General features: G+C 69.5%; 17 protein-coding genes and 1 pseudogene. 12 read left to right on the forward strand and 6 right to left on the reverse strand.

Going from position 1 to position 15,888, the window contains the following annotated elements:
- The 3 genes from E3O60_RS16965 to E3O60_RS16975 form a co-directional block, all read left to right on the forward strand.
- A partial coding sequence (locus E3O60_RS16965; RefSeq protein ID WP_166789018.1) for a YhgE/Pip family protein occupies nt 1-967 on the forward strand: 967 nt, incomplete at its 5' end.
- Nucleotides 968-1,063: 96 nt separating this feature from the next.
- Complete coding sequence (locus E3O60_RS16970) at nt 1,064-1,771, forward strand: bifunctional 2-polyprenyl-6-hydroxyphenol methylase/3-demethylubiquinol 3-O-methyltransferase UbiG (protein WP_134498742.1); 708 nt, start codon at nt 1,064-1,066, stop codon at nt 1,769-1,771.
- Nucleotides 1,772-1,810: 39 nt separating this feature from the next.
- Nucleotides 1,811-2,881 (forward strand): DNA polymerase IV, encoded by a 1,071-nt coding sequence (locus tag E3O60_RS16975; protein WP_088457410.1) that lies wholly within the window; start codon nt 1,811-1,813, stop codon nt 2,879-2,881.
- Nucleotides 2,882-2,968: 87 nt separating this feature from the next.
- On the opposite strand, the gene E3O60_RS16980 is transcribed toward E3O60_RS16975, so the two are convergent.
- The 3 genes from E3O60_RS16980 to E3O60_RS16990 all read right to left on the reverse strand — a co-directional run bounded on the left by E3O60_RS16980 (nt 2,969) and on the right by E3O60_RS16990 (nt 6,683).
- A complete protein-coding gene (locus tag E3O60_RS16980) occupies nt 2,969-4,132 on the reverse strand; it encodes an NADP-dependent malic enzyme (protein ID WP_088458140.1) in 1,164 nt (387 codons plus the stop codon).
- Between the two features lie 288 nt (nt 4,133-4,420).
- Nucleotides 4,421-6,091 carry an MDR family MFS transporter gene (locus tag E3O60_RS16985; RefSeq protein WP_241979997.1) on the reverse strand — a complete coding sequence of 557 codons (1,671 nt, stop codon included), beginning with the start codon at nt 6,089-6,091 and terminating at the stop codon, nt 4,421-4,423.
- Nucleotides 6,092-6,104: 13 nt separating this feature from the next.
- A complete protein-coding gene (locus tag E3O60_RS16990; protein ID WP_166788788.1) occupies nt 6,105-6,683 on the reverse strand; it encodes a TetR/AcrR family transcriptional regulator in 579 nt (192 codons plus the stop codon).
- A 138-nt stretch (nt 6,684-6,821) separates the two neighbouring features.
- On the opposite strand from E3O60_RS16990, the gene E3O60_RS16995 reads away from it, so the two are divergent.
- Together E3O60_RS16995 and E3O60_RS17000 are read left to right on the forward strand one after the other, a co-directional pair.
- Entirely contained in the window at nt 6,822-7,175 is a 354-nt protein-coding gene (locus E3O60_RS16995) for a helix-turn-helix transcriptional regulator (protein ID WP_088457414.1), read from the forward strand.
- Nucleotides 7,172-7,846 (forward strand): cation transporter, encoded by a 675-nt coding sequence (locus E3O60_RS17000; protein ID WP_088457415.1) that lies wholly within the window; start codon nt 7,172-7,174, stop codon nt 7,844-7,846. Before E3O60_RS16995 ends, E3O60_RS17000 begins: the two co-directional genes overlap by 4 nt.
- 105 nt (nt 7,847-7,951) lie before the next feature.
- Here E3O60_RS17000 and E3O60_RS17005 read toward each other — a convergent pair whose 3' ends face one another.
- Both E3O60_RS17005 and E3O60_RS17010 read right to left on the reverse strand, forming a co-directional pair.
- Nucleotides 7,952-8,326 (reverse strand): DUF4440 domain-containing protein, encoded by a 375-nt coding sequence (locus tag E3O60_RS17005; RefSeq protein WP_088457416.1) that lies wholly within the window; start codon nt 8,324-8,326, stop codon nt 7,952-7,954.
- A 34-nt stretch (nt 8,327-8,360) separates the two neighbouring features.
- A complete protein-coding gene (locus tag E3O60_RS17010) occupies nt 8,361-8,990 on the reverse strand; it encodes a TrmH family RNA methyltransferase (protein WP_088458141.1) in 630 nt (209 codons plus the stop codon).
- Between the two features lie 127 nt (nt 8,991-9,117).
- Between E3O60_RS17010 and E3O60_RS17015 the strand changes: the two genes are divergently transcribed.
- The 7 genes from E3O60_RS17015 (at nt 9,118) to E3O60_RS17045 (ending at nt 14,705) form a co-directional block, all read left to right on the forward strand.
- A complete protein-coding gene (locus E3O60_RS17015) occupies nt 9,118-10,032 on the forward strand; it encodes a hypothetical protein (RefSeq protein WP_134498744.1) in 915 nt (304 codons plus the stop codon).
- The gene (locus tag E3O60_RS17020; protein WP_103460980.1) at nt 10,029-10,409 is read left to right on the forward strand and encodes a GntR family transcriptional regulator; all 381 of its coding nucleotides are present in this window, start codon (nt 10,029-10,031) and stop codon (nt 10,407-10,409) included. The genes E3O60_RS17015 and E3O60_RS17020 overlap by 4 nt, the downstream gene beginning before the upstream one ends.
- Nucleotides 10,410-10,569: 160 nt before the next feature.
- On the forward strand, nt 10,570-11,259 hold the full coding sequence (locus E3O60_RS17025) for a DedA family protein (RefSeq protein ID WP_088457418.1): 690 nt from the start codon (nt 10,570-10,572) through the stop codon (nt 11,257-11,259).
- A 192-nt stretch (nt 11,260-11,451) separates the two neighbouring features.
- On the forward strand, nt 11,452-11,745 hold the full coding sequence (locus E3O60_RS17030; RefSeq protein ID WP_088457419.1) for an ATP-dependent DNA ligase: 294 nt from the start codon (nt 11,452-11,454) through the stop codon (nt 11,743-11,745).
- Between the two features lie 81 nt (nt 11,746-11,826).
- Nucleotides 11,827-13,110, forward strand: coding sequence for an Nramp family divalent metal transporter (locus E3O60_RS17035; RefSeq protein WP_088457420.1), 1,284 nt, complete (start codon nt 11,827-11,829; stop codon nt 13,108-13,110).
- Between the two features lie 25 nt (nt 13,111-13,135).
- On the forward strand, nt 13,136-13,780 hold the full coding sequence (locus tag E3O60_RS17040; protein WP_088457421.1) for a metal-dependent transcriptional regulator: 645 nt from the start codon (nt 13,136-13,138) through the stop codon (nt 13,778-13,780).
- Between the two features lie 124 nt (nt 13,781-13,904).
- On the forward strand, nt 13,905-14,705 hold the full coding sequence (locus E3O60_RS17045; RefSeq protein ID WP_088457422.1) for an HAD-IIA family hydrolase: 801 nt from the start codon (nt 13,905-13,907) through the stop codon (nt 14,703-14,705).
- A 79-nt stretch (nt 14,706-14,784) separates the two neighbouring features.
- Here E3O60_RS17045 and E3O60_RS18585 read toward each other — a convergent pair.
- Nucleotides 14,785-15,888: pseudogene (locus E3O60_RS18585) on the reverse strand (hypothetical protein); the annotation flags it as partial.

The following is a 15,888-nucleotide window of genomic DNA, read 5'->3' on the forward strand; positions in this document are numbered from 1 at the left end:
CCTCGCCACCGGCGCCGGGCAGACCGCGGCCGGAGCCAGCAGTCTGGCGGCCGGCGCCGGCCAGACCGCCGACGGCGCCGCCACCCTGAGCACCGGCGCGGCCTCCGCCGCCGACGGTGCGGCGAGCCTGAGCACCGGCGCGGAATCCACCAGGGCCGGCGCAGAGACCCTCGCCACCGGCGCCTCGTCCCTCAGCGACGGCCTTGTCGGCCTCAAGGACGGCGCGGGCGAACTGCGCGACGGGCTCACCGACGGTGTCGGCAGCATTCCGGACACCGACGCCCAGACCCGCGACCTGCAGGGCTCGACCATCGCCGACCCGGTGAACCTGCAGAAGGCGGCGGTGACCTCCGCCGGCACCTACGGCGCCGGCCTGGCCCCGTTCTTCGCCAGCCTCGCCGGCTGGATCGGCATCTACGCCCTGTTCCTGATCGTGAAGCCGGTCTCCCGCCGCGCCATCACGGCCCTGCACTCCCCAGTGAAGATCACCCTCGCCGGCTGGCTCACCCCCGGCATCCTGGGCCTGCTGCAGATGGCCGCCCTGTTCGGCATCCTCACCGGCGTGCTGCACTTCGAGGTGCACAACCCGGTGGGCACCTACGGCATGATGGGCCTGGCCGCACTCACCTTCGCCGCGATCATCCTGGCGCTCAACGTGTGGCTGGGCAGCGTGGGCCAGTTCGTGGGCCTGGTGCTCATGGTGCTGCAGCTGGTCACTGCCGGCGGCACCTTCCCCTGGCAGACCCTGCCGGCGCCGCTGGCGTTCCTGCACCATGTGGTGCCGATGAGCTACGCCGTCGACGGCATCCGCCAGCTGATGTACGGCGGCAACCCGGCCACCGCCCTGAACGACGCCGGGGTGCTGCTGCTCTGGCTCACCGGGGCGCTCGTGATCGCCGCGATCGGCGTGGTGCGGATGACGCACTTCCGCACCCTGCGCGACCTCAAGCCCAGCTTGATCGGCTGAACTGCCTGCTTGCCATTCCGGCAAGACAGGTTGCGCGAGTGCTGCCCTATTCGGCATCATCGGGACACTTGACGACCACACCGAAGGGCCGACCCGATGACACACAGCTTTGAGAAGGACTACTGGGAACGGCACTGGGAACAGGCGCACGATCCGGAAGCCGAGGTGTCGGACCAGAGCGGCCCGAACCCGCATCTCGAACGGGAAATCGCCGGCCTCAGGCCCGGAACCGCCCTGGATGCGGGATGCGGCACCGGTGCCGACGCCATCTGGCTGGCCGACCGCGGCTGGCGGGTGACCGCCGCCGACATCTCCGGCACCGCCCTCGAGGCAGCGGCGGAACGGGCTGCCGAAGCGTCGGTTGCGGCGAGGGTGACCTGGCTCGAGGCCGACCTCACCACGTGGCTGCCGACAAGCCGGTTCGACCTGGTGGCCACCAGCTATGCGCACCCGGCGATGCCGCAGCTGGCCTTCTACGAGCGCATTGCGGACTGGGTCGCTCCCGGCGGCACCCTGCTGATCGTGGGGCATCTGCACGAGCCGACCTCGGCGGGCCCCGATGTCGGTCAGGGGCGCGGTCACGAGCACGGTCACGCGCATGGTGGCGGTCACGGCCACGCCGCGGGCGCGGGCCAGCAGCCACCCGTCGAGGCGACGGCCACCCTGGCGGACATCACCGGTCGTCTCGACCCCGCGATCTGGTGCATCGAGAGCGCCGAGGAGCGCGCCCGCACGGTCACCGGGCCGGAGGGGGGCCCCCTCGCGATGCACGACGCCATCGTGCGGGCCACTCGGCACGCCTGACCGCGGCGGCCGGATCGGCTACAATCGAACACATGTACGATGCAGACGGTGATCGGGGTGGCGCGCATGACGGCACGTCCGGTTCTGCACGCTGACGCCGACGCCTTTTTCGCCTCGGTCGCGTTGCGCTCGAGACCAGAGCTCGCCGCCGTGCCGGTTGCCGTGGTCGCCCATGTCTACATTGCCAGCGCGAACTACCCGGCTCGTGCGCGCGGTGTGCGCTCCGGATCGCTCGCCCAGGACGCGCTGAGGCAGTGTCCTGAGCTGATCCTGATCGACGTGCCACGCGCGGAGGTCGAGGAGGTGGGCGACGCCCTCTTCGACATCTTCCACAACAGCGCCAGGGCAGTGGAACCCGGCTCGATCGAGGAGGCCTTCCTCGACGTCGGCGCGACCGACTGGGCAGGGGCCATCGACGCCGGCCACGCGCTGCGCCGGCGGGTGGCCCGCGAACTCGGCATCCCCATCAGTGTCGGGGTGGGCAGCACCAAGCTGATGGCGAAGCTCGCCTCCCGCAGGGCGAAGCCCGACGGGCTCTCGGTGATTGACGCCGGCGAGGAAGCGCGTCTGCGCACGACCCTGCCGATCACCGACGTCTGGGGAATCGGTGCCACCACACTGCAGCGACTCCATCGCATCGGAGTGCTGAGGCTCGGCGACGTGGACGGCATCCCGCCGAACGAATTGCAGCACGTCTGCGGCACCGCGATGGCGCGGCGACTGTGGCGCATTCGGGACGGCACCGACGACGCCGTGGTGCGCCCGGTCGAACAGCGCTCGTCCCTCACGGCCGAGGGATCCACCGCCGGTTTCGCGCGGCCGGACAAGACGCCCGGCGAGCTGGCCGAGGCGTGTGTCGAGCGACTCTGCAAACGCGCCGAGCGGGCGGGACTCGCGGGCACGGGGATGACTCTCACCCTGCGACCGGAGACCGGCGGAAAGGCGGTTGTGCGGAAGCGCAACCTCGTGGCGGCGACGACCGGGCGGGCGGACTGGCTCGCTGTGGCCGGCGACCTGTTGGCCGGCGAGCCGGTGCCCCGGCTTGCCGGGTTGCGGGTCACCCTGACGGGACTGCTCCCGCTCGACCGGGTGCAGCACACCCTGTTCTGACGCGTTCGCGCGACCGCAGGCCGGGTCACCGGGTCTCGACAAGCTCGACCGACGAGACGGGTGCGACCGACGAGGAAGATGCGACCGCTAGACGGCCGCCATCACCGCGGCGGCCACGGCGTCGGCCACGCGCTCGTCGAACGGGCTGGGCACGATGAAGTCGGCGGCGAGGTCGTCACCGACCAGGTCGGCGATGGCCATCGCGGCGGCGATCTTCATGGCGGTGGTGATGCGGCGGGCGCCGGCATCCAGGGCCCCGCGGAAGATGCCGGGGAAGGCGAGCACGTTATTGATCTGGTTGGGGTAGTCGCTGCGTCCGGTGGCCACGATCCTGGCATAACGGCCGGCCACGTCCGGGGCCACCTCGGGGTCGGGGTTGGAGAGCGCGAAGATCATGGCGTCAGCCGACATCGTGGCGAGCAGGGATTCCTCGACGGTGCTTGAGGAGACGCCGACGAAGACATCGGCGCCGGCGAGGGCCTGCGCCGGGCCGCCGTCGATCTGGCGGGGGTTCGACGTCACGGCGAACTCGGCCTTGACGCCGGTCAGGTCGATGCGGTGGCCGCTGAGGATGCCCCGGGAGTCCAGGAGCACGACGTCCTGGATACCGACCTCCAGCAGGATCGCGGCGATCGCGATCCCCGCCGCGCCCGCGCCGGACACGACGACCTTGAGGCCCGCGCGATCCCGGCCGAGCACCTTGGCGCCGTTGGTGATCGCGGCCAGCACCACGACGGCGGTGCCGTGTTGGTCGTCGTGCATGACGGGCATGTCGAGGGCCTCGATGAGCTTGGCCTCGAGCTCGAAACAGCGCGGCGCCGACACATCCTCGAGGTTCACGGCCCCGAAGCTGTGCTGCAGACGCACGAGGGTCTCGACGATCTCATCGACGTCAGTGGTGTCGAGCACCAGCGGGATGGAGTTCAGCCCGGCGAAGCGCTGGAAGAGGGCCGACTTGCCCTCCATCACGGGCAGGGCGGCGGCCGGGCCGATGTCGCCGAGCCCCAGCACCGCGGTGCCGTCGCTGACGACGGCCACCAGCCGGCTCGCCCAGGTGTGCGTGGCGGCGACAGCGGCATCGGTGTGGATCGCGCGGCTGACCTCGGCAACGCCAGGGGTGTAGACGACGGCCAGGTCACGCCGGGTGTCGATGGGCCGGGCGAGTTCGATTCGCAGCTTGCCGCCCTCGTGGGCAGCGAAGATCTCGTCGGTGGTGACCAGGGCGGGCTGGACGGGGATGGTGAGTGACATGGAGCGGGCCTTTGCGGTCGAGACACAGAAAAGCCGCACACTTCCTGAAGGATCCAGACCGGCCTGGGATCAGGCTACGGCCATCGCGGCTCGAACGAACGGGACCATAGGCCCAGTCACCCGTCGCCGGGCGCAAACCGGGTCGCCGAGTTGCCGCAAAAGACCCCCTGGCAGGCATCGAAGGGCCACTTTGGCCGCAGTCGCGGAGGGGACCGGCGGCGACTCACGTCAAAATGCCCCTTCGGGTGCGGTGAAGGGGCATTCTGAAGCAATTCGGCGAAACTGCCGCTAGCGCGGTTCGGGCGCCTTCAGCTCGGCGTCGGCACGGACTCCGGCATCGGACGGGGCGGTGGCCGGGTGCGTCGGGTGGCCGTGCTGGGCGGCTTCGAGGGCCTCGGCCTCCGCACCGCCGACGGCCTCACCGCGGGCGACCATTCCGGCCACGTCGGAGAGCGTGATCTGCTTGAGCATCAGGGCAAGGAGGAAGGCCAGGCCGATGAAGGGCAGCAGGTACCAGAACACCGGCGCCAGCGCATCCGCATAGGCCGCCACCACCCCGTCACGCACGACATCGGGCAGCGCAGTCAGGGTCTGCGGGTCGATCGTGGACGTGGCCGCAGCGGCATCCGTGGCGTTCGCGCCGGCGTTGCTGAACACGCCGGTGAGGTTCTCGGTGAGCCGGTTGGTGAAGATCGTGCCGAACACGGCCACGCCGAGCGCGGCACCGACCTCGCGGAAGTAGTTGTTCGTGCTCGTTGCGGTGCCCACCATCGACGGGTTGACCGAGTTCTGGGCGACCAGGACGACAACTTGCATGATCAGCCCGAGGCCCGCACCGAAGATGAACAGGAACACGCAGATCAACCAGATCGGCGTCTCGGCGGTGAGGCCGGTCATCAGCACCATCGCGAGCGCGGTGAGGATCGTGCCGATGATCGGGAACATCTTGTACCGGCCGGTCTTGGTGATGGCGATACCGGAGATGATCGACGTGCCGATCAGGCCGGCCATCATCGGCAGCATCAGCAGGCCGGATGCCGCCGCTGACGTGCCTGAAGACATCTGCAGGAAGGTGGGCACGAACCCGATCGCGGAGAACATGCCGAGCCCCAGGGTGAGGCCGATCAGGGTCGCGTTGACGAAGGTCGGGTTCTTGAACAGCGACAGCGGGATGATCGGGTCTTTCGCCTTCGCCTCAGTGATGACGAACAGGACGGCCGCGAGCAGCATGCCGGCACCGAAGAGCCAGGTCTCAATCGCTTCCCAGCCATGGTCGGCGTTGCCGCCGAAGTCGGTGAAGAAGATCAGGCAGGTCGTGAAGGCCGACAGGAAGATGACGCCGAGGATGTCGATCGGCTGGGTGGCCTTCTTGCTCGGCAGCCGCAGGGCGAACCAGGCGATCGCGAAGGCCGCGATGCCGACGGGGATGTTGATGTAGAACGCCCACTGCCAGGTGAGGTGGTCCACGAAGAAACCGCCCAGGAGCGGACCGCCGACGGCGGAGAGGCCGAAGACGGCGCCGAGCGGGCCGAGGTACTTGCCACGCTCGGATGCGGGCACGATGTCGGCGATGATCGCCTGGGAGAGGATCATCAATCCGCCACCACCGAGGCCCTGCACGGCACGCCAGACCACCAGCTGGGTGAAGTCGCCGGCGAAGGCACAACCCACCGAGGCGATGGTGAACAGCGCGATCGCGATCAGGAACAGGTTGCGACGGCCGAGCACGTCACCGAACTTGCCGTAGACGGGCATCACGATGGTCGTCGCCAGCAGGTAGGCCGTGGTGAGCCAGACCTGGTGCTCGACGCCGCCGAGCTGGCCGACGATGGTGGGCATCGCGGTGGAGACGATGGTCTGGTCGAGGCTGGACAAGAGCATGCCGGCGATCAGGGCGCCGAAGATGATCCAGATTCGCCGTTGGGTGAGGAGGAGCGGCGCCTCGGAGGTGGTGGTCACGAAATGTTGCCTTTCAGGGAGTGGGTACGGCCAGCACGAGGCGCATGGCGTCGAGCGAAGAAGAGAGGATGACGGCGAAGTCTTGGTCATTCGCCGGATCGACGAAGGTGTCGGCGGTGGATTTCATGAGCGAGCCGACGATGCTCACGATCGCCGCAGCACGCGGATCGTCGCCGTCGACGCCTTGCCTCTCGACGATGAGGCCGCGGAGCTGGCGGTCGCGGTCCCTGGACAGGCCGATGAAACGGGCCAGCAAGCGCGGCTCACGTTCCAGGGCGACCATCAGGTCGCCGTGCTCCCGGGGGTCCATCTCATCGGATTCAATGTGCTGGATGGCCAGGTCGATCAGGTCGTTGAGCACCTGCGGCCACTCGCCCGCTCCGCGGGCCAGGAACTTTTCGGCGAAGAGTCGGTACTCGTCGTCGGGATTGACCCCGATGACGGCGTCTTCCTTGCTGGCGAAGTAGTTGAAGAAGGTGCGCCGGGACACGTCGACGGCGGAGCACACCTCCTCGATCGTGAAACCGGCCAGGCCGCGCTCCGCCGTGAGCCGACGCGACACCGCCGTGAGATTGGCGGCGGTTTTACGCATACGTCGCTCAACACGGGAAGTGATTGCACTTTCTGACATAGAGTGCAGTTTTGCATCATTAGACACACAGTGCAAGTTAAATCCCGACGTTCGGGGTCGGGCTTGGCGATAGGTCACCCGGCGCTGTATGGTCAGTCAATGCTGACTATTGCGAGCCACCTCGACGTCATGAATCGCCTGGGTCGTGCGATGGCCGACCCCACCCGGTCCCGCATCCTGCTGAGCCTGCTCGAGGCGCCCGGCTACCCGGCCCGGATCGCCCGGTCGCTCAACCTCACCCGGTCGAACGTCTCCAACCACCTGAGCTGCCTGCGCGGCTGCGGCATCGTGGCCGCGGTCCCAGAGGGCCGGCAAACCCGGTACGAGATCGCCGACCCGCACCTGACCCGCGCGCTCGCGGCCCTCGTCGAGGTGGTGCTCGCCGTCGACGACGGCGAGCCCTGCACCGAAACCGACTGCGACGTTCCCGGCTGCTGCGATACCCCCGCATGACCGCCACGAACACGGCATCGTCACTCGACCCGATCCGTCGCCGCGTGCTGCAGCGCCGCATCCGACTGGTGGTGGCGATCACCATCAGCTACAACGTGATCGAGGCGGGCATCGCCCTGGCCGCCGGCACCGTCGCCTCCTCCGCCGCACTGGTCGGCTTCGGCCTCGACTCGATCGTCGAGGTGCTCTCGGCGGCGGCGATCGCCTGGCAGTTCGCGGCACCGGACCCGGAGAAGCGCGAGCGGGTGGCCCTTCGGGTGATCGCCGTCTCCTTCTTCGCGCTGGCGGCCTACGTGAGCGTGGATGCCGGCCTCTCGCTCTTCGGGGTGCGCGAGGCCGAGCACAGCCCGGTGGGGATCGCCTTGGCCGCGGTGAGCCTGGCGATCATGCCGGTCTTGAGCTGGTTCGAGCGTCGCACCGGCCGGGAACTCGGCTCGGCATCCGCCGTCGCCGACTCGAAGCAGACCCTGCTCTGCAGCTACCTCTCTGCCGCGCTGCTGGCCGGGTTGCTGCTCAACTCACTGCTCGGCTGGGCCTGGGCGGACTCGGTCGCGGCGCTGGTGATTGCCGGCTTCGCGGCGAAGGAGGGCCTCGAGGCGTGGCGCGGCGACGCCTGCACGGTTCCGGTTTCGGCGCTCACCGGGGAGCGTGCCGCCGAGACCGGCCATTGATCGCCCCTCTCGGCGACGCCGAAGGTCATCGCCGCACCAGCTATGGCCCATCGCGCCCGCCATAGGGGGCGCGATGGGCCATACGGGGTGCGGCGAAGGGGATGCCTAGACCGGCGACTCCTGGTGCGCCGCGATCGCCCAGCCGCCGTTGTTCTCGTCGAAGAGGTAGGTCGTGGACATCTGCAGCTCGGTCGCGGTGTCACCTCGCCAGGCCGTGGACCTGTAGACCAGCACGCCCGCGTGCTCACCCAACCGAATGACGGCCGGCTCGTGCAGTTCATACCGATCCAGCGGAGCGGCGGCCTTGAACGCGGCGCGCACGTCGTCGCGGCCGAGCACCACCCCCGGCAGAATCAGCAGACCGTCCCCGGTCATGGTGCGCTGGTAGTAGTCACCGCCCTTGCCGGCGAGGATGGCGCGCCAGCCCTCGTGGGCTTCGTGCAGGAGTCTGGCAGGGAGATCGTCGGTGATCGCAGTCATGACTCCACGCTAGCCCTCGGCCGGGCCGGGCGGGTCAGAATTTGTGCTGCAGAATCCAGGCGTGCATGGTGACCGCGGCCGCCGCGGAAGCGTTCATCGAGCGCGTCGAGCCGAACTGGCTGATTTCCACCAGGGCGTCACCGGCAGCCACGGCCTCCGGCGAGAGGCCGGGACCCTCCTGGCCGAACAGGAGCACACAGTGCTCGGGGAAGCTGAAGGTCTCCATGATCACGCTGCCGGGCAGGTTGTCGATGGCGATGATCGGCAGGTTCTCGGTGCGGGCCCACTCGACGAACGCCGCCACATCCGGGTGGTGCAGCACGTGCTGGTAACGGTCGGTCACCATGGCGCCGCGCTTGTTCCAACGCTTGCGGCCGATGATGTGCACGGTATCGGCGCCGAACGCATTGGCGCTGCGAACGATGGAGCCGATGTTCATGTCGTGCTGCCAGTTCTCGATGGCCACGTGGAACGGGTTGCGCTTCTCGTCGAGGTCGGCGACGATCGCCGGCATCGACCAGTACCGGTACCGGTCGATCACGTTGCGGGTGTCGCCGCGTTCGAGCAGCTCTCGGTCGTAGTACGGCTCCTCCGGCCATTCCCCGACCCACGGGCCGACCCCGTTGGTGGACAGCTCTGGCGTGGGGTTCAACGGTTCTGGCACTGCACCACCGTATCCCGCCGGCCGGAGGTCCGGCACCGGTGGCATTCCGCGGTTTTGTACTGCTACATTGATTGTATTGCTACGAAAGGCGGATGCTGACCCTCCGCCCCTGGAGATGGAGGCGCGTATGTCGTACGTGTTCGTGTGTTGTGCCATTGCCATTGCGTGTTCCTTCGCGCCGCTGAGTTCGAGCAAGCTTGCCAACCGGGCGCGCGAGCTGGACAAGTACGCGCGCCGGCTGGGCGTCGCCGTGCCCGTCGCCACCGCCGAGCGCATCACCGGCCAGCTCATCTGCCGAGAGCGCGCGCTCCTGACCGGCGGGCTCACCGGCATCGTGCTCGCGGTCATCACCGCCCTGCTCCTCCCCGGCGGCTTCAACGCCGGTTATGTGCCCGTGCTGATCTTCGGCGGCCTGGGCGTCGGCAGCGCCATCGGCGCGGCACTTGCGTCCTCGGCGAGCGCCTTCACTCCGCTCACCGGGCCACGCATTGCCAGGTCATGCACTCCCGGCTATGCCGACTATGTGCCCCCACTGGAGCGCTGGAGCGGACGCCTGCTGCCCGCCCTCGCTCTCCTGGCCGTCCTCGCCGCATGGATCGCCTTCAGTATCGGGGCGCTCGGCGACGCGCGCCTCTCCTCCGCCTACATCTGGGGGTCGGCCGGCGCCTGGCTCGCCTATGCCTCGATCGCCGGGCTGCTGGTGTCGGAGGCGCTGTCCCGCCGCATCCTCGATCGCGGCCAGCCGGCGGCATCCGCCACCGATCTGGCCTGGAACGACGGCCTGCGCTCGCAGGCCCTGCGCGACCTGCACGCCGTGCCCATCACGCTGGGCTTCGTGTCGGTCCTGGGCACCTTCCTCGACATCGGCTCCCTCTCCGACTACCAGGGCGGCGGTGCGACCGCGGCCCTCGTGGGCCTACTTCTTCTGGTCCTACTGAGCAGCGCGGCCCTCGCAGTTCTCCTTCTCGACGTCACCTCGAAGCCCCAGCAGTACTACTGGCGTCGGCTGTGGGCCGACCGAGCGGCCGGCTCTCCGACATGATGCTCGTCATCGATCCCGACTCGGGCGTCGCCCCATACGAACAGATTCGATCCCAGATCGTCGCGGCCGTGCGTGCCGGCGACCTGAAGCCCGGCGCGCAGCTGCCCACTGTGCGACGTCTGGCCGACGACCTGGGCATCGCGCCCAACACGGTGGCGCGCAGCTACCGCGAGCTCGAACGCGACGGAGTGATCGAAACCCGCGGCCGCAACGGATCCGTGATCGCCGGCGTCACGACGCCGGGCCCGGCAGCGGATGCCGCCCGGGCCTACGCGCGCCGCGCAGCCGAGTTGGGCCTGACCCGCGACGCCGCCCTCGATCTCGTGCGTGCGGCGTTGGACGGTACCGCGGCCGCCTCGACCACCCCCACCGACTGAGGACCGCCCGCCGCAGCACCCAGCTTCCGTTCACCTCGGGTTCGCTACCCTGGGGGTCAGGGTGCGCAACAGTCGGCAGCCGCGGCGGTTCCGACCGCGTCTTCGCGCCGGCGCCATCCGATCGAGACCGCACTCATGACCCCGACCGGAAGGCAGTTCCATGCATCCCACACTCTTCGGCATCGACTTCCTCGACTCCGAGTGGCTGATCGGTTGGTTCGGATCGTTCGTGCTGTTGGGCGTCGCCGCCGTCGTGTTCGTCGAGACCGGCTTCATCGTGCTGTCGTTCCTGCCGGGCGACTCCCTGCTCTTCACGGTGGGGCTGCTCACCGCCACCGGCGACGTGCCGTTCCCCATCTTCGTGACCTGTGCGATCATCTTCGTCGCCGCGTTCGCGGGTGACCAGCTGGCCTACGGCGTGGGGCGCAAGGCCGGACCGGCCGTCTTCGCCCGCGAGCAGAACCGGTTCTTCAACCCGAAGAACGTCGAACGCACCAACGCGTTCTTCGCCAAGCACGGTGGCAAGGCCGTCATCATCGCGCGCTTCCTGCCCGTCTTCCGCGCCTTCGTGCCCCTCGCTGCCGGCGTCGGCAAGATGAGCTACCGCACTTTCGTGACCTTCAACCTGATCGGCGCGTTCGCCTGGGGCGTCGGCCTCACCATGGTGGGCTTCCTGCTCGGGCAGATCCAGTTCGTCGCCGACTACTCCGAGTACTTCATCATCGGCATCGTGCTGCTCTCGGGCATCCCGATCCTCTCCGAGCTGTACAAGGCCGGGCGCGAGGCCCTGCGCACCCGCGGCAAGGCCGCCGTGCCCGCCGTCGAACTGCCCGAGGACGTGCGCGAGTAGCCCACTCCCCGGCTGATGCCCCGGACTGGGGACTGACCGGGCCCGCACGCCTCTCGGTACAGTGAAAATCTGAATCTGGCGGGCGACCGCGCAGCCGGCACCAGCACACGACCCGGGGGGCGTCGCGATGGACCATGGACCGATCTTGCTCACGCGCCCTGTGGTGCGCCGGCCGCGGGCGAGGACCTGAGCGTGGGGCGGTTCATCTACGACTCCACCCTGACCGTGATCCTGGACGACCTTCTCCTCAGCCACCTCCAGGCGGTGGTGGGCGCCAAGTTCCGTCTCCAGCAGTCCTTCTACTTCAGCTGGGGCTACCCGGGCAAGACCGGGGAGAGTCGCACCACGATCTGGTTGACGCCGGGCATCAGCGTGCAGTTTCACTATCGCACCGCCCGCGCACACGCCCTTGATCGGGACCGGATCAGCACTTTCCTCGCCCAGGCGAACAGCCCCAGCGGTCTCGTCCTCGTCATCGGCGACTGATTCCGTCGGCGGGGCCGCCGGGCACGCGGCATCCGCCCCGAGGGGGTTTCGGCTTACCTAAATACTCACTACGATTTAGGCATGCCTCAATCTGACCCTGCAGCGACCGCGACCGTGGCGGAACGCGCCGCCCCTCCCTCGCTGAACTCGGTGGCCTCCACCCGGCTGCTCTGGCTGCTCGGACCGGCGCTCGTGGCCGGCGTGGCCTATCTGGACCCGGGCAACGTGGCCAGCAATATGACCGCGGGCGCCCGGTACGGGTACCTGTTGGTCTGGGTGGTCGTGGCCGGCAACCTGATGGCGTGGCTGATCCAGTACCTGTCGGCGAAGCTGGGCATCGTCACCGGCACCAGCCTGCCGGAGATCCTCGGGGTGCGCCTGCGGCGGCCAACCGCCCGTCGGCTCTACTGGGTGCAGGCCGAGCTCGTGGCCATGGCCACCGACCTGGCCGAGATCATCGGCGGCGCCGTGGCCCTCAACCTGCTCTTCGGGCTGCCGCTGCTGGCCGGCGGTGTGATCACCGGTGTCATCTCGATGATCGTGCTCACCGTGCAGACACGACGCGGCCCGCGCGTTTTCGAGCGGGTCATCGTGGCCCTGCTTCTGATCATCACGGTGGGCTTCGCCGCCGGGGTCTTCTTCGCGCCGCCGGACGCCGGTTCGGTTCTCGACGGTCTGGTGCCGCGCTTCGAGGGCGCGGACTCGGTGCTGCTGGCGGCGTCGATCCTCGGTGCCACGATCATGCCCCACGCCATCTACGCGCACTCCGCGCTCACCCGCGACAGGTTCCCGATGCAGGAGGGACCGGCCGCCACCCGGCGCCTGCTCTGGGCGACGAAGTGGGATGTCACAATCGCCATGGCCATCGCCGGCACCGTCAACCTCGCCATACTGCTGCTCGCGGCCTCGGCTCTGCAGGGGGTGCCGGGCACCGACTCGCTCGAGGGTGCGTACGCGGCCCTGCAGAGCACGCTCGGCCCGGTGGTCGCGACGGTGTTCGCGATCGGGCTGCTGGCCTCCGGTCTCGCCTCCACCTCGGTGGGCGCCTACGCCGGAGCCGAGATCATGCACGGCCTGCTCAAGCTGCGGGTGCCACTGCTGCTGCGCCGCATCGTCACCCTCATCCCGGCGCTGCTGATCCTCGGCGTGGGATTCGATCCCACTCAGGCGCTGGTGCTGAGCCAGGTGGTGTTGTCGTTCGGCATCCCGTTCGCCCTCATCCCGTTGGTGTGGCTCACGGCGCAGCGCGGCCTGCTCGGCGACTTCGCCAACCGCTGGTTCACCACGGCCGCCGGCGCCGTGGCCGCGGTGCTGCTGGTGTCCCTCAACGCCGTCCTGCTCGTGCTCGTCTTCACCGCCGCATGAACCGGCCAGCTACCCCGAGGTGGTCATGAAACCCACCACACCGGCCGCCGAGGACTACCTCAAGACGATCTACGCGCACACCGAGTGGCAGCCGGCGCCGATCACACCCCGGGTCCTGGCCACCCGGCTGGGCATCGCTCCGTCGTCGGTGACCGAGATGGTGAAGAAGCTCGCTGCCGACGGGTTCATTGCCCACGTGCCGTACGGCCCGCTCACCCTCACCGCAGCCGGGCGGATGCGCGCCACGGCCGTGGTGCGCCGGCACCGGCTGATCGAGACCTGGCTGGTGCGGGAGCTCGGCTACACCTGGGACGAGGTGCACGACGAGGCGGAGGTGCTCGAGCACGCGATCTCCGACCGGCTGCTCGAGGCCATCGACGCCCATCTGGGCCACCCGGCGGCCGACCCGCACGGCGATCCCATCCCCGGCGCCGACGGCTCCAGCGTGCGGGTGCCGGCGGTCCTGCTCGCGGATGCGGCGCCCGGCCACGCCGGAACCGTGCTGAGGGTCAGCGATCGCGATCCGGGCATCCTGCGTGCCCTGGCCGACGCGGGCATCGGCCCCGGCAGTCGACTGGATGTGGTCGACGCGCACAGTGTGCGGCTGCCCGACGGGGAGCTGCACCCGCTCGCCCCGGACGCCGCCGGCGCCATCTGGCTCACGCGCTGACCGGGCGCACCGCGCCGCCAAGGGCGGCGGCGGGGTGCCGCCAGCAAACCTCTCCCCGATAGTCTGGATACGGCAGCCTGTCCCCCTGGTTGCGCCCAGTTCGTCCCACAAGAAGGAGCGAGTCATGAGAACCCGTGACGAGATCGAATGCTGGCTCACCGACATGGACGGCGTCCTGGTGCATGAAAACCAGGCCCTGCCCGGCGCTGCCGAATTGCTGCAGCAGTGGACCGATGCCGGCACACCGTTCCTGGTGCTGACGAACAACTCCATCTTCACGCCGCGCGACCTGTCGGCCCGCCTGCGCTCCTCAGGGCTGAACGTACCTGAGGAACGCATCTGGACCTCCGCGCTGGCCACGGCGGACTTCCTCAAACAGCAGAGCCCCGGCGGCACGGCATTCGTGATCGGCGAGGTCGGGCTCACCACCGCGTTGCACGAGGCCGGCTTCATCATGACCGAGACCAACCCCGACTACGTGGTCGTGGGTGAGACCCGCAACTACTCGTTCGAGGCCATCACCAAAGCCATCCGGCTGCTGCTCAAGGGCGCCCGGTTCATCGTGACCAACCCGGATGCGACCGGCCCCAGCGCCGAGGGACCGATGCCGGCCACCGGCGCGATCGCCGCGCTGATCACCAAGGCCACCGGCATGGAGCCCTACGTCGTGGGCAAGCCCAATCCGATGATGTTCCGCTCGGCGATGAACCGCATCGGCGCGCACTCGGAGAACACCGGCATGATCGGCGACCGGATGGACACCGACATCGTCGCCGGCATCGAGGCCGGTTTGCACACGGTTCTGGTGCTCACCGGCATCAGCGACCCCGCCGAGATCGCTCGGTACCCCTTCCGCCCCGACGAGATCCTCGACGGCGTGCACCAGCTGCTCGCCGCCGGACCTGTCGAATCCGACGAAATCTAGCCGCCCGCGCACCGCGGTGACACGGAAAGCCGGGCCCTCGGGCCCGGCTTTCTGTGTGTGCGGAGTGGCTACGGCGCCGTTAGGCGGCCGGGGCCAGGCTCGCGGTGAGCGGCTCGCCCGAGGACCGGCTCGCGAAGCAGTAGAAGTACCTCTCGCCGGCGTCCCACTGCTCGGCGGTCACCGGGTAACTGCCTTGCAGCTGCACATCGCCGTAGGCGCCGGCGGTTTCGAAGTCGATCACGCCGGGGGCGCTGCAGAGAACGTTGATCTGGTCGGCGAACGCCTGCTCACCGGGGAACGGGGAACCGCTGTCGCCCTCGAGGATGCCGCGGTAGACCAGCTGGCCCATGTGCGGGGTGGCGCAGTCGACGACGGTGAATTCTTCGTCCCAGGGCGACGTGTACGGTTCGAGGCACTCGGTGCCGAACAGGGTGTTCCAGGCGTGCACGCCGGCCGGCTGCGGGCCCGGGGCGGCGGGCTCGGGGGCAGTCGTGGGCTCCGTGGTGGTGCCCGCCTGGGCTGAGGCAGATTCGGTGGGAGCGGCCGCCGGGGTGTCACCCTGGCTCTGGCCCAGGAAGAAGAGACCGATGATCACGAGCACCGCGACCACGGCACCCCCGACCCAAAGCAGGTCTCGCTTCGAGGGGCGGCGCGGCGGCTCGCCGTCGGCCGGACCGCGGCGACGGGGACCGGGTTCGTCGGCGGACGGCGCCGGTGCGGCGTGGGCGTCGTGGCCGGGCGCTGCCGTGGCTGCACCGGTGGCCGCGGCCGCGGTTGCGGCGGACACGGGGAGCGCGGCCGGAGCCGGTTCGGGGAGTGGTACGTGAGCGGCGTGCCGAGAGACCGTGGCGCTGGTGGAGTCGGCGGGGCGCGGTGCGACGCCGGTGTCCAACGGGCTCGGCGGGGTGGCCGGCGTACGACGACCGAGAGCGGCCGTCTCCTCTTCAGCGGTGGGCACCAGCCGGGACTGGGCCGGGGTCGTCCACCAGGGCGCCGCTTCGAGGTCGGCGGGAGTCCGCCGCGGCGGAGCCGGCGTCTTGGTGAGGGGCTGAGTGTGCTCAGGGTCGGCCGCGGGTGCCGGGGCCGCAGGTACCGGGGCAGCAGCAGCGGGCGCCGCCGGCGTAACGGCGGGCGGCGGTGCGGCGGCCCGTGGCGCGGATGCGGGACGAACGGGCGGAGCCGC

This window comes from Cryobacterium sp. TMB1-7 (assembly GCF_004402435.1).
GTDB classification, from domain to species: domain Bacteria; phylum Actinomycetota; class Actinomycetes; order Actinomycetales; family Microbacteriaceae; genus Cryobacterium; species Cryobacterium zongtaii.

Bases quoted from the DNA above. Each gene is read 5' to 3' on its own strand.
- E3O60_RS16970 (WP_134498742.1), top strand. From the start codon at position 1,064: ATGACACACAGCTTTGAGAAGGACTACTGGGAACGGCACTGGGAACAG.
- E3O60_RS16975 (WP_088457410.1), top strand. From the start codon at position 1,811: ATGCAGACGGTGATCGGGGTGGCGCGCATGACGGCACGTCCGGTTCTG.
- E3O60_RS16980 (WP_088458140.1), bottom strand. From the start codon at position 4,132: ATGTCACTCACCATCCCCGTCCAGCCCGCCCTGGTCACCACCGACGAG.
- E3O60_RS16990 (WP_166788788.1), bottom strand. From the start codon at position 6,683: ATGCGTAAAACCGCCGCCAATCTCACGGCGGTGTCGCGTCGGCTCACG.
- E3O60_RS16995 (WP_088457414.1), top strand. From the start codon at position 6,822: ATGCTGACTATTGCGAGCCACCTCGACGTCATGAATCGCCTGGGTCGT.
- E3O60_RS17000 (WP_088457415.1), top strand. From the start codon at position 7,172: ATGACCGCCACGAACACGGCATCGTCACTCGACCCGATCCGTCGCCGC.
- E3O60_RS17005 (WP_088457416.1), bottom strand. From the start codon at position 8,326: ATGACTGCGATCACCGACGATCTCCCTGCCAGACTCCTGCACGAAGCC.
- E3O60_RS17015 (WP_134498744.1), top strand. From the start codon at position 9,118: ATGTCGTACGTGTTCGTGTGTTGTGCCATTGCCATTGCGTGTTCCTTC.
- E3O60_RS17020 (WP_103460980.1), top strand. From the start codon at position 10,029: ATGATGCTCGTCATCGATCCCGACTCGGGCGTCGCCCCATACGAACAG.
- E3O60_RS17025 (WP_088457418.1), top strand. From the start codon at position 10,570: ATGCATCCCACACTCTTCGGCATCGACTTCCTCGACTCCGAGTGGCTG.
- E3O60_RS17035 (WP_088457420.1), top strand. From the start codon at position 11,827: ATGCCTCAATCTGACCCTGCAGCGACCGCGACCGTGGCGGAACGCGCC.
- E3O60_RS17040 (WP_088457421.1), top strand. From the start codon at position 13,136: ATGAAACCCACCACACCGGCCGCCGAGGACTACCTCAAGACGATCTAC.
- E3O60_RS17045 (WP_088457422.1), top strand. From the start codon at position 13,905: ATGAGAACCCGTGACGAGATCGAATGCTGGCTCACCGACATGGACGGC.